At 44.8% G+C, this 11,691-nt stretch carries 12 protein-coding genes and 1 tRNA gene; 7 read left to right on the top strand and 6 right to left on the bottom strand.

The window, feature by feature from the left end; genetic code table 11:
- The first annotated feature begins 70 nt into the window (after positions 1 to 70).
- The 6 genes from K5X84_RS03845 (at position 71) to bfr (K5X84_RS03820) (ending at position 5,264) form a co-directional block, all read left to right on the top strand.
- A complete protein-coding gene (locus K5X84_RS03845; protein WP_222236726.1) occupies positions 71 to 1,012 on the top strand; it encodes a zinc transporter ZntB in 942 nt (313 codons plus the stop codon).
- A 102-nt stretch (positions 1,013 to 1,114) separates the two neighbouring features.
- Complete coding sequence (locus K5X84_RS03840; protein ID WP_222236725.1) at positions 1,115 to 2,986, top strand: acetate--CoA ligase; 1,872 nt, start codon at positions 1,115 to 1,117, stop codon at positions 2,984 to 2,986.
- 36 nt (positions 2,987 to 3,022) lie between these two features.
- The gene (locus K5X84_RS03835) at positions 3,023 to 4,000 is read left to right on the top strand and encodes a calcium/sodium antiporter (RefSeq protein WP_222236724.1); all 978 of its coding nucleotides are present in this window, start codon (positions 3,023 to 3,025) and stop codon (positions 3,998 to 4,000) included.
- A 62-nt stretch (positions 4,001 to 4,062) separates the two neighbouring features.
- Positions 4,063 to 4,287: a (2Fe-2S)-binding protein gene (locus K5X84_RS03830; protein WP_074930735.1), complete on the top strand. Its 225-nt coding sequence runs from the start codon at positions 4,063 to 4,065 to the stop codon at positions 4,285 to 4,287.
- A gap of 33 nt (positions 4,288 to 4,320) precedes the next feature.
- Entirely contained in the window at positions 4,321 to 4,797 is a 477-nt protein-coding gene (gene bfr / locus K5X84_RS03825; RefSeq protein ID WP_054486879.1) for a bacterioferritin, read from the top strand.
- On the top strand, positions 4,797 to 5,264 hold the full coding sequence (gene bfr / locus K5X84_RS03820) for a bacterioferritin (protein ID WP_054486877.1): 468 nt from the start codon (positions 4,797 to 4,799) through the stop codon (positions 5,262 to 5,264). Before bfr (K5X84_RS03825) ends, bfr (K5X84_RS03820) begins: the two co-directional genes overlap by 1 nt.
- A gap of 86 nt (positions 5,265 to 5,350) precedes the next feature.
- Here bfr (K5X84_RS03820) and K5X84_RS03815 read toward each other — a convergent pair whose 3' ends face one another.
- Positions 5,351 to 6,148 (bottom strand): hypothetical protein, encoded by a 798-nt coding sequence (locus K5X84_RS03815; RefSeq protein ID WP_222236723.1) that lies wholly within the window; start codon positions 6,146 to 6,148, stop codon positions 5,351 to 5,353.
- Positions 6,149 to 6,436: 288 nt separating this feature from the next.
- On the opposite strand from K5X84_RS03815, the gene K5X84_RS03810 reads away from it, so the two are divergent.
- Positions 6,437 to 7,192, top strand: coding sequence for a hypothetical protein (locus K5X84_RS03810; protein ID WP_222236722.1), 756 nt, complete (start codon positions 6,437 to 6,439; stop codon positions 7,190 to 7,192).
- 120 nt (positions 7,193 to 7,312) lie between these two features.
- Here the strand turns inward: K5X84_RS03810 and K5X84_RS03805 are convergent.
- The 5 genes from K5X84_RS03805 to K5X84_RS03785 all read right to left on the bottom strand — a co-directional run bounded on the left by K5X84_RS03805 (position 7,313) and on the right by K5X84_RS03785 (position 11,664).
- Positions 7,313 to 7,400 (bottom strand) — tRNA-Ser (locus K5X84_RS03805).
- A 114-nt stretch (positions 7,401 to 7,514) separates the two neighbouring features.
- Positions 7,515 to 8,099 carry a hypothetical protein gene (locus K5X84_RS03800; RefSeq protein WP_222236721.1) on the bottom strand — a complete coding sequence of 195 codons (585 nt, stop codon included), beginning with the start codon at positions 8,097 to 8,099 and terminating at the stop codon, positions 7,515 to 7,517.
- On the bottom strand, positions 8,089 to 8,943 hold the full coding sequence (locus tag K5X84_RS03795; RefSeq protein WP_222236720.1) for a DUF2971 domain-containing protein: 855 nt from the start codon (positions 8,941 to 8,943) through the stop codon (positions 8,089 to 8,091). Before K5X84_RS03795 ends, K5X84_RS03800 begins: the two co-directional genes overlap by 11 nt.
- Before the next feature lie 115 nt (positions 8,944 to 9,058).
- The gene (locus K5X84_RS03790; protein ID WP_222236719.1) at positions 9,059 to 9,634 is read right to left on the bottom strand and encodes a hypothetical protein; all 576 of its coding nucleotides are present in this window, start codon (positions 9,632 to 9,634) and stop codon (positions 9,059 to 9,061) included.
- 398 nt (positions 9,635 to 10,032) lie between these two features.
- Complete coding sequence (locus K5X84_RS03785; protein ID WP_222236718.1) at positions 10,033 to 11,664, bottom strand: methyl-accepting chemotaxis protein; 1,632 nt, start codon at positions 11,662 to 11,664, stop codon at positions 10,033 to 10,035.
- Between the last annotated feature and the right edge of the window lie 27 nt (positions 11,665 to 11,691).

Below are 11,691 nucleotides of genomic sequence, written 5' to 3'. Positions count from 1 at the left end.
TTACTGAAAACAATGACAAGTTAAACGCCTCGCTATAGACTTTGAATAATAGTCTTAAATCGAGGGTTCTATGGATTTTTTAATTGATGCCTGGGATTTCAATCAACATCCCGCGACACAACTTCAGACACCGTCCGAAGCCACAAAGAATACCTGGTTTCATTTCCAACGTGACGTTGAAGGCCTGACTGAATGGCTAACTCAGGCAGGGATCCCCGAACCTCTCATTGACGCAGTACTCGAAGAAGACACCCGTCCCAGATTCCAGCGTCTGCCCGATGGTTTTATGTTGTTGCTACGCGGCGTTAACTTAAACACCGGTGAGTCACCGGAAGACATGCTCAGTTTGCGCATACTGTATTATAAAGGCGCTTTATACAGCTTCCGCAAACGCCCATTCTTATCCATAGCAAAGCTAAGGGAGCAACTCCAGCAACAGATGGGACCTGAGTCGTTACACGATTTTATCGTCGCACTCATCGAGCAGATAAACTTGCGCATTGAAGATGTCGTTTCATCGGCGGAGGAGCAACTTGAAGCCATTGAGGGTGAAGGTTTTGATGATACTGCGTCGGTTCAGGTAAAGCTTACAGCCCTGCACCGCAGATTATTGCGCCTAAACCGCTTTATTCGACCACAGCTGGCGGCTTTAGAAAAACTCAGTACAGAAGCTGAAAAAGTCATGACACCCGAACTGCACCAATGGTTAATCAACGAACGCGACACAACCCAACGGTTGTTCGAACAAATTGACTTAATGCTTGAACAGGTGTGGATGCAACGCGAGCAACTGCAGCAGGCGATAGCAGAAAAAATGAACCGCAACACTTACTGGCTTTCCGTTATTGCCGGTGTGTTTTTACCTCTCAGCTTCTTAACCGGTGTTTTCGGCATTAATATTGGCGGCATGCCCGGTGTTGAAAATGCTGATGCCTTTATGATCTTCTGTGGCTCGCTAGTCATTATTGCCATTGTTGAGTTTTTGCTGCTAAGGCGACTTAGATTCTGGTAATTGCGATTGAGATCAAAGCCAGCTTAGACCTAAGTCGAATAGGAAATTTGAGCCAACGGAATATGCTAAAAGGCTCTGCATAAAAGGATTTGAGGTAGTGCTATGCAACCCTATAAGAAAGTCTATTCAGAAGCTCAACAAGATCCTGAAGGATTCTGGCTTGACCAGGCGCGTCGTCTGGATTGGTTCAAACCACCAAAAGTTGCTGCGCATGTCAGGAAAAATGGCATGGCAGACTGGTTCCCGGACGGCGAAATTAATGTCAGTTACTTAGCACTCGATGCTCAGATTAACGCGGGCCGCGGTGAGCAAGTCGCTCTTTACTACGACTCTCCGGTTACTCAAAGTAAAGCAAGCTACACCTTTAACGAATTGCACTATCAGGTCGCATGCTTCGCCGACGTGCTGAAGCAGCGAGGCGTTGAAACAGGTGACCGGGTCATTATCTACCTTCCGATGATCCCTCAGGCCGCTATTGCCATGCTGGCTTGCGCGCGCATTGGGGCGATTCACTCGGTTGTTTTTGGTGGTTTTGCAGCACACGAACTTGCCGTTCGCATTGACGATGCCGCCCCCAAGCTCATCGTTACCGCCTCATGTGGTATTGAAGGTAGCAAGGTTTTACCTTACAAGCCTATTGTTGATAAGGCACTGGCAGAAGCGCAGTTTAGCCCCCGTACCATTGTTTATCAGCGCGAGCAGTGTGAGGCTGAAATGCAGGACGGCCAGGACACCGACTGGGCGAAAGCAATGGAAAAAGCCAGCCCCGCTGAAGCTGTTCCCTTACCGGCAACCCACCCGCTTTATATTCTTTATACTTCTGGCACCACCGGCAAACCAAAAGGGGTGGTACGTGATCACGGTGGGTACGCTGTCGCCTTAAACTTTTCAATGAATTACGTTTATGGGCTAAACCCCGGAGAAGTCTTCTTTACGGCGTCTGATGTTGGTTGGGTCGTTGGCCACTCTTACATCGTTTATGGACCTTTAATTTTCGGCTGCAGCAGTATTCTTTACGAAGGAAAACCTGTTAACACACCAGATGCAGGTTCCTTCTGGCGCATTGTTCAGGACTATAAAGTCAGTGCTATTTTCTCCGCTCCCACCGCGTTCCGGGCGATAAAAAAAGAAGACCCCGAAGGCGAGCACCTGAGCCGCTACGATATTAGCTCACTGCAACGTATTTACATGGCTGGCGAACGTTTAGACCCTGCAACGTACGAATGGACAACAGAGCTCACCGACTTACCGGTTTATGACCACTGGTGGCAAACAGAAAGTGGCTGGCCTATGAGCGCCAACCCCGTGGGAATTGGCGCAGTTAAAGTGAAACCCGGCTCTTCAACCTTCCCGGTTCCGGGTTACGAGATCAGCGTGCTGGACCCTTTAGGTAAAAGTCTAGGCAGTAAAGAAGAAGGTGCCATTTGTGTGCGTTTACCTTTACCTCCGGGTTGTTTAACCACCATTTGGGGTGACGAGGAACGGCTACAGGGCAGTTATTTGAATGCATTCCCCGGTTACTACTGCAGCGGCGATGGCGGTTACATAGATGACGACGGCTATGTATTCATTATGGGTCGCACGGACGATGTGATAAACGTTGCCGGTCACCGCTTGTCTACCGGCGAAATGGAAGAAATTCTGGCCAGCCATAAAGACGTAGCAGAATGCGCCGTGGTTGCCCAGCCCGATGAACTCAAAGGAGAGTTGCCAGTTGGCTTTGTCATTCTTAAAAATTCATCCACTATTGGTCATGAGCAATTGCAGCAAGAGCTCATCCAGTCTATTCGCTCCGAAATTGGCGCAATTGCCTGCCTGAAGACCTTACACATTGTTCCCAGATTACCTAAGACTCGCTCGGGGAAAATATTAAGGCGTCTTATCCGGCAAGTTTTGCAAGGGGATGATGTTGCCGTTCCATCGACCATTGACGACCCAACAAGTATTGATGCTATTAAGGAAACTCTGCGTTAAACTATCGCCCTTTCTTTTTAACAGGAACAGGGTGTTATGACGTTATCGATTGTTGCGGTTGTTCTGGGGTTAGCGGTATTAGTCTGGAGTGCTGACCGCTTTGTTGAAGGCGCGGCTGCCGTAGCACGACATCTGGGTATGGCGCCTCTGGTTATCGGTATGGTCATTATTGGCTTTGGCACGTCAGCACCCGAAATGGTGGTGTCGGCCTTAGCCTCTATGCAAGGTAACCCGGCTTTAGCTTTGGGTAATGCTTACGGCTCAAACATTACCAACATTGCTCTGGTTCTGGGGATAACCGCCCTGCTTGCGCCTATCGCTGTAAAGTCGGTCGTTATTCGCCGCGAAATGCCAGTTTTAATAGCCATTACCCTGTTAAGCGCCGTTTTCCTTCTCGATTACCAAATAACACGACTTGAAGCTGTACTTTTACTGGTTGTTTTCCTTGGCTATATGGGCTGGTCTGTATGGATAGGCTCTAAAAGCAGTGACGACAGTTTAGCCGCTGAATACACGCAAGAAATTGACTCGCACCCTTTACCGATGAAGCCCGCTATTATCTGGCTTATTGTCGGACTGTTGCTGCTTATTGTCAGTTCCCGCGCTTTAGTCTGGGGCGCAGTAAACATCGCCGTATCGCTTGGCGTCAGTGACTTGGTCATCGGCCTGACCGTAGTCGCCATCGGCACCTCTTTACCGGAATTAGCTTCAGCAATTGCGGCCACGCGTAAGAACGAACACGACCTGGCATTGGGTAACGTTATTGGTTCAAATATGTTTAATACGCTGGCTGTTGTAGGTATTGCCGGAGCTATTGAACCGGTGTCACTTGAGCCGCTTGTATTAAGCCGTGACTGGGTTGCAATGGCAATACTGACGCTGTTACTGATGGTCTTCAGTATTCGCAAAGCCCGTCAGGGACGAATTAATCGCGTACATGGTCTTATCTTTATTTGCCTGTACCTGCTCTATACCCTGTACTTATTGAAGACTGGGTTTATCGCACCGCAATAAAACACTATTGCAAATCGTTCGCATTTAACATAGACTATCATTACTAACTGAGGTGATAGTCTATGTACGTATGTCTTTGTAAGGGCGTTAATGATAAAGCCATTCATCAGGCGGTTATTTCTGGTGAAGTGAATTCTATGCGAGACCTGCGCCAACAATATGGTGTGGCTTCTCAGTGTGGATGCTGTAAAACTTGCGCCAAAGACGTACTTCACGAAGCTCTCGAGCAACGATCCAACCAAGCAGGTAAAGAGACCCAACTTCCGGTTTCCGTATGCTACACTTAATTCATACCTAATGAATTAAGGAGTAATACGGCTATGAAAGGTGATGCTAAAGTCATCCAGCAACTGAATAAAATACTGACGCTAAAACTTACCGCTATAAACCAGTACTTTCTTCATGCCCGCATGTATCGCAACTGGGGCTTTGAAAGCCTGAACAAACCTGTCTACAAAGCTTCTATCAATGAAATGAAACACGCCGACGTTCTCATCGAGCGCATTCTATTTTTAGAAGGCATTCCTAATTTACAGGAGCTAGGCAAGTTATACGTTGGCGAAGATCCCAGAGAAATGCTGGAGCTGGACCACAAAGTTCAGTTTAAAGATGTCAGTGCCATACGCGAAGCGATTAAAGAGTGTGAGCAACATCAGGATTACGTCAGCCGCAATGCCCTGCGTGACATTCTCGACTCTCAGGAAGAGCATCTCGACTGGCTTGAAACCCAAATTGATCTTATATCGCGCCTTGGCAATGAAGTTTATCTGCAAACAAAAATTCAAGGAGCTGAATAATGAACAGAGATAATAACGTCGTTGAGCAGCTCAACCGTCTTCTGGCTTTTGAACTCACTTCAATTGACCAGTACACATCGCATTCACGGCAATACGAAGACATGGGCTTAATGAAGCTTTATGAGCGTATTAACCATGAAATTGATGATGAACGTGGTCATGCAGACTTGCTCATTCGCAGAATTCTATTTCTGGAAGGTAAACCCAAAATGGATGCGCGTGAACCTCATACCATAGGTTCAGATGTCCGCGAAATGCTGGAAAACGATCTGCAGCTTGAGTACAACAACGCAAAAACGTTACGCGAAGTCATTGAGTACTGTGAAGAAGTTGATGATTATGTCACCCGTGAGATGCTGGTCGGCATTTTGAAAGATACTGAAGAAGACCACGCTTACTGGTTACAAATTCAACTGAACCTGATGGATCGCCTGGGCGAGCAACTTTACTTACAAAGTATGATGTAAATAGGGTCCCCTCTTTCTGCAGACACAAAAAAACCGCCTCAAGGGCGGTTTCTTTATATAGAGGAGTTAACTCGGATCATACGCAGCTATTGAAACGGAATTTCAGAGCAGATAACTGGTATTTCATGCTCAATATTAGTGTTCTCGTAATCCCTTCTAATCCCAATTAATCTCTCTAAAGCTTTTTGTGTCTGGTACTTTTCTTTAACTGGGCCTACATGGATAGCTTTTACCGATTCCAAACAAAAAGACTTATCAATGTATGGCTTTAATAAATTATTATCTGCTCTAAATTTGATGTTTTGACTGTTCGCAGAAACAGACTCTACGTGTCTGAACTCCTTTTCTTCGTGAAAACTCATGTGCTTTAAACTTGCGTTAAATTTCTGAACCTCATCGATCACTGCTAAATAGTTTTCTCCAAATTCGCCAAGCGACACAAGCTGAGCTATTTCACATATAGCTTGACTAACACGCTCTTGGGCAAGCCTTTCTTTATCTTCATCCGTATATTTGCATTCAAGAATATTGAAATTTGAGTATTGGATATACGTCGGTTCAAATTCGATCGCAAACATTCCATAGGATCGCCATTGACTCAACAAATCAGATGAACTGCTAAATGAACACAAAAACGCCGGTTCTTCTCTTTCAGAAAACGTAGCAAAATTATTAAATTCATTTTCAAAAATTCGGTGAGCTTGTTTGAGGTACTTATCCGTCGATTGAGCGTATTCTGATAACTTTATTTGCTTCCCTATGTAATCAAAGCCTTCTTTCATCTCTTGTGAATCATTTAGATAACGAGCATCGGTTAAACGTAAGGTTTGAGTTTCAATTATGCTTACTAGTGCTTCCAAATTAGTGTAATGAATCAACCTCATTATTTAGCTCGCTATCGCTTAATTAAGTGGTTATTCACTATGCATCAAATAGCTCGCGAGATATAGTCCGTCATCGTAAGCAAAGTCAGACTCAGGAAAACCCTACTGACTATTTAGAGTTCTTGGATAGCATAGCGATGTTATTGAGCAGTAGGGCTTGCTGTTTAATATTAAGTGAGCAAGTCTACCAAGCAGTTCCAATTAACTTCTTACTGGATAATTGAAGAATGCTAGTATGTCTAGCACTGAAGAATAGTACTTAAAAAAACTAAATCAGAGCAAGAATAAATGACAACAATTATTCAATTGTCCAAATGGATTGGCATTCCGATGTTTCTTATTTATTTAACCGCTATGGTCGTCATCCCTGCCTTTTCCAACGACTGGGATCATGTACAAAATGTCTGGGAAAGATGGCAAGGTTTAAATGTAGGTGTTTTAGCTTTCATGACTAGCTTAGTAGCGCTTAATATTTCTAGATATAACGCAGAAAAACAACGCATTCGTGAATTTCGAGCTGCTCAAGCAAATTTACCATCCGCGCTCGACGAATTGTGCCATTATACTGATACAATGTCTGAGCATTATAAAAAGGCTTGGGACGCAATTACTAGTGGTGGATGCTTTAATGTCACACTGCCTGAATTAAGTACATCCTTTAAACCTGTTTTTTCTGAATGTATCAGACACGCCCGGCCAGAGGTAGGTGATTGGCTTGCAGCTATTCTAACTAAGTTACAAATACAAAGAGCTCGCTCTATTTCTTCTCACGATAACCCTCTAAGTTCAAAAATAAGCTCTTTAAACAACCATGCTATTTTGGATCATATGTATTCAATCGGGGAGCTAAGAGCTTTAATAAATAGAATGTTTCCATTTGCTAGAGGTGAAGAGAATTTTAACGACGAACCTCTTAAGCTAACAGAGTTTTATTCTGCCTATCACAACGTCGGAATAGCCCCCGAACGTTTCAGGTATACCCCGTCAGCAGATGATGAAGAATACGATTTACAGATAATGACCTGCGAAAGAATTGAAGACTAAAAGGGGAAGGTACAGACTCTATTTTGTTTCATTTTTTCGGCGCTGCGTTGTAAATTTAGCGGCGCGCTACACTTTCTGCAGACACAAAAAAACCGCCTCAAGGGCGGTTTTTTTTGTATCTGGCGGAGAGAGAGGGATTCGAACCCTCGATACGTTGCCGTATACACACTTTCCAGGCGTGCTCCTTCAGCCACTCGGACACCTCTCCTCTACAAGCCGCGTATACTAAGGGAAAGAGGGAGGCTAGTCAATGACTTTACCAACACTTTGATTGTTGATTAATAAGTGGTCACTGTACCACCTTTCTGTACCACCTCAAACTTTAATCAGTGTGTCCTAGCCAGCTACCCTTAATCTTGTACTTACCATGAAAGACGTGAATACCCTTCCAGTAGTCTGCTAATAAAGCTTTATAAGTAGCTCCCAACGCTGACATCACATCGCAGTATTCATTCCAAAGCGACTCAGTCATTGGCTTTTCTGGGGTTGTATCACCTTTATTCAATCCGCACGGGTATCTAGCCCAAGACATTAAGCCATCTTCTAGATTCTTGAATGTTTCTACGAAACCTGACAAGTCAACTAAGCCTGACTTACAGACCTTTCCTGAGAGTTCACTCAATGAATGACTTTTTAAGTTCTTATTCAGCCTCCCATTTTTAATCCAATCAGGGTTGTCATACACTAGTAATCCTTTAAGCGCATTCTCCAATGCGAACCCCGCAATCAGAAATGAGGCTCGACTTGAAGCATCAATTTGCCACACTACCTCACTATTCGAGTGGTGTGTCATCATTGATAGACCTTCTCTTCCCCTAATATTTACTGCTTGAGTGTGTAAGTTATCGGCAACCAAAAACCAAGAGTGAGGAACTGCCGACTCTTCAAATTGTTCGTTAGTCATCATAATCAATTCGACTCAAGCTTAACCCATAGTCATTGTGCGCGTACGCGACATCGACTCGATAAATAGGAATGACTGAACCAAGTTCTCTCACGATGGCTATGAGCTGTGAGAGGTTCTCTTCTGATATTCGCCCACCAACATAGATAGCAGTGATAGCATCGTTACTGTAAAACATCTGCCCATGACTTTGGGCTAAAAACCGATACTCACATTCATAACGCCATTGCTCGTGTTTTACCTGCAAACTTTTGTAGAAAGACATCGACACTTCATTGATGTGCTCCGCCTCATCAAAGTTACATATATTAGGTGATACTGAGTAGCTTATTGGCTTACCAGCAACTCTAACAGTCTCATTCAGCCTCTCGAAAGAGTCCATCAAATCTGGTTGGCTCCACTCAATACAGAATCCTTTAAAGCCACCTCCATAGTGTGCCCACATAAGCATATTTTGGTAATGTGCTGGAATTCCATGTTCGTCGCTGCTAATTGATGTTGAAAATATACCTAAACTATCCCGACCATCTGCAAGCTCCTTAAGGAAGCTCTCGACAGCTTCGCGTTGAACCTCTTTGAACCCCTCGGGGTCTCTGATATAACGCTCGCGAGTAATCTGTTCTGCTTGAACTAACGTTTGAGCCATTTCAAGCTCAATCAGCAAATGGTTATACATTCTGAACATGAAGCGTTCTGAAACTCCCTCAAGCCTAAGCTGCCCCGCATTGGAGTAACCTTCAAACGGGTCATTGAGTTCTGCTGGTGAGCTAAACCAAGCGTACGAATTTCGGAGTGCATCTAGTGAGTAGCCTTCTCCATCAAAATCCCTAAATTTGTATACCTTCATGGCTGCTAATAACTCCTTTTCGCTACTTGTAACTCGTACTAGCTGGAAACAATTTCGCCCCAAAAATCTGTGATGGGCTCTAGATACAAGGCAACGCTCAGTTCCCCCATGGGGACTATTGGATTTCCTTGAATTCAGTGGAGATTTCAGCGCACAGCTCGAGTTGACGTTTGGTTAGCTTTCTGGCTACTTTCTGGTGTCCAATAACTCTACATAGTCTACCAAGAACGGCACTGTATCGACTTATCCAATACGCATTTTCCGAGTACTCAACCCACGGGTAATCTCCCAAACTTTTTTCTAATCTTTCGACGAGCAGTCTTTTTCTCGCGACGATTTCTAAAACCATAGCGAGGTTTTGCAGCAACGAATTCAGTGCATCACCTAAATCATCAGGAGCTACCTCCTTAGCGTTACTATGGGCGTAGACCACTTCTATCAGAGGCATGCCAAAATAATCTTCGTAGCGGGCGTTTTTTAGAGGTTGCTGCAACAGCCTCTGGATTTCTTTGTCTAACCTTGCGCACTGCCGCTCAAACATTTCTAATTGCGTGACTCGACCTGTAAACCCGAGCTGAAGAGCTACGATTATCGCTGCCCCTAAACCTGCAATAGGGGCTAATAATACCCCTACAAAGGAAGCAAACTGAAACCATGCTTGAGAATCGAGAGTGAGCACTTCATTATTCATTGCTCCTCTTATGAAATAGCCTCCAATCACCAAAGTAAAAACTGCTAGCGTTGCTATAAGTACGTACCTAGAAGCGGGTGTTAGCTGAGTCAACTCATTGTCCTCTAAAAGCTTTTTGATTTAACTTATTATTGCGTCGTCAACATCTTTTCACAACTCAAGCTATGAAGCACAGTTTGCGTTGCTTGTGTAACTGCACTTATAAGGTACCTCTTAACGAGACACCATAGTGAGTTACAAGATATGTATCATAGAAGTTGGTATCGATAAGGAAACAAACCTAACCTAAGCGATCTAGATCCTATTAAGAAATAATTGAGGAAAGGGTTAGTATTGTGCTAATTGATCAAAAAAGCTGGCACTTAACCTAATAAGTGCCAGCTTTCATACTAAAGACATTAAGCAATTTTAAAGCGCTTCATACCATTATTTAACCGTTTTGCTAACTCATTCAGTTCACGGCTGGCTTCGCTAATTTGCTCTGAGCCTGCTGCCGTTTGCTCCGCGGCTTCTGTAATTGAGGAGAAGTTTTGATTAATTTCCTCTGCAACCGCTGTTTGCTCTTCTGCTGCAGTCGCAATTTGTGCATTCATGTCACTCATTTTTGCCACAGAATTATTGACTGCGTGTAGGGACTCACCGGCTGAACGGGCTTGCTTCACACTTTCTGCCGCTTTCTCCCTGCCTTTGTCCATCACTGAAACTGCGTCAGTCGCACTGCCTCGCATGGTTTCAATTAAGCTTTGAATACTGCGGGTTGAATCCTGTGTCCGGTTCGCCAGCGCCCTTACTTCATCGGCAACCACCGAGAAACCCCGGCCATGTTCGCCAGCTCGTGCCGCTTCTATAGCTGCGTTTAATGCTAGTAGGTTTGTCTGGTCGGCAATGCCCTCTATCACTTCCAGCACCTTGTGAATTTCTGCCGTGTTGTCAGACAGTTCACCAATGACTTTAGCAGCACCTTCAACCTGGTTGGCTAACTCTTCAATGGAAAGAACCGTCGCTTCGACCTCACGGCTGCCTGCAACTGTTTCTCTGTCGGTATCATCGGCCAACTGCGCCGCCTGCTCAGTATGCTGAGCAACTTCACGAACCGTTTGCGACATTTGATGAATAGCCGTTGCGCCCTGAGTGGTTTGTTCTTGCTGCTGAACCACCAGTTTTTGGTTATTCCCCGCCGTTTCAGCAAGCTCATTTGAGGAGTTCAGAATGGTACTCGCTGATTCATTAACATCTCCCAGAATACTCCGTAACTGATTCACCATACGGTTAACATCGGCCATCATGCTATCTTCATAGCGTGTATGGGTTGAGACGGTTAAATCGCCATCGGCAATGCGTTGCAGAGCTTCTGCCGCTTCCTCGGGTTCACCGCCAATCGTGTGTGTCAGTTTAACTACGATTTGCCAGGCCACCAGTCCGCCACTGATAATGGCAAACGCAGTAACCCACCACATTAAGGTGGCAAAGTTCTCACTGCGGCTCATTACCTCTTCCGTACCGGCTGAGATACTTTGTTCCTGATAGTCAATAAAGGCGTTAATTCGGTTTAACCACTCCGCATAAATTGGCGATACTTCATTAAGGACGTATTCCTGAGCCTGTTGCCTTTGGTTCGAGTTTAACAGGCGCTCTGTTTCATCAGCCGCCGCCAGACCCTGAGCCTGAATGTCTTCAATTTCACTCAATAACTCACGTTCCTTACTGTTTACCAACTCGTTATCGGAAAAAATGTCAGTCATACCGCTATCAGCTTTGCTGTAATTGGATTTAAGATCGGCAATTAGGTCACGTAGCGGTGGACGTTGGTCGGCATTTTCAACCAAAACTAAATCACGCAAGGCTATTGCACGGTCATGCACACTGCCTCGAAAGTTAATAGCAAACCGTTGTTTTTCACTACCCACTTCGTTAACTCTTACCAGGGTTTTATCAATTTCACCAACCTGATATGTACCGACGATGGTGGTTATAACAAGTAATAGCAGAATAAAGGCAAACCCTGCATACAAACGATTTGCTATGGTCATTTAGCGCTCCAAAGGCTTTTTAATAAG

The sequence above is a fragment of the Idiomarina abyssalis genome (assembly GCF_019797805.1).
In the GTDB taxonomy this organism is placed as follows: Bacteria; Pseudomonadota; Gammaproteobacteria; order Enterobacterales; family Alteromonadaceae; genus Idiomarina; species Idiomarina abyssalis.
Note: the sequence above shows the minus strand (reverse complement) of the source record. Positions and strands in the feature narration are given on the sequence as shown.

What these genes read in the sequence shown, in the direction of transcription:
- K5X84_RS03845 (WP_222236726.1), top strand. Translation starts at nt 71, where the DNA reads ATGGATTTTTTAATTGATGCCTGGGATTTCAATCAACATCCCGCGACA.
- K5X84_RS03840 (WP_222236725.1), top strand. Translation starts at nt 1,115, where the DNA reads ATGCAACCCTATAAGAAAGTCTATTCAGAAGCTCAACAAGATCCTGAA.
- K5X84_RS03835 (WP_222236724.1), top strand. Translation starts at nt 3,023, where the DNA reads ATGACGTTATCGATTGTTGCGGTTGTTCTGGGGTTAGCGGTATTAGTC.
- K5X84_RS03830 (WP_074930735.1), top strand. Translation starts at nt 4,063, where the DNA reads ATGTACGTATGTCTTTGTAAGGGCGTTAATGATAAAGCCATTCATCAG.
- bfr (WP_054486879.1), top strand. Translation starts at nt 4,321, where the DNA reads ATGAAAGGTGATGCTAAAGTCATCCAGCAACTGAATAAAATACTGACG.
- bfr (WP_054486877.1), top strand. Translation starts at nt 4,797, where the DNA reads ATGAACAGAGATAATAACGTCGTTGAGCAGCTCAACCGTCTTCTGGCT.
- K5X84_RS03815 (WP_222236723.1), bottom strand. Translation starts at nt 6,148, where the DNA reads ATGAGGTTGATTCATTACACTAATTTGGAAGCACTAGTAAGCATAATT.
- K5X84_RS03810 (WP_222236722.1), top strand. Translation starts at nt 6,437, where the DNA reads ATGACAACAATTATTCAATTGTCCAAATGGATTGGCATTCCGATGTTT.
- K5X84_RS03800 (WP_222236721.1), bottom strand. Translation starts at nt 8,099, where the DNA reads ATGATGACTAACGAACAATTTGAAGAGTCGGCAGTTCCTCACTCTTGG.
- K5X84_RS03795 (WP_222236720.1), bottom strand. Translation starts at nt 8,943, where the DNA reads ATGAAGGTATACAAATTTAGGGATTTTGATGGAGAAGGCTACTCACTA.
- K5X84_RS03790 (WP_222236719.1), bottom strand. Translation starts at nt 9,634, where the DNA reads ATGAATAATGAAGTGCTCACTCTCGATTCTCAAGCATGGTTTCAGTTT.
- K5X84_RS03785 (WP_222236718.1), bottom strand. Translation starts at nt 11,664, where the DNA reads ATGACCATAGCAAATCGTTTGTATGCAGGGTTTGCCTTTATTCTGCTA.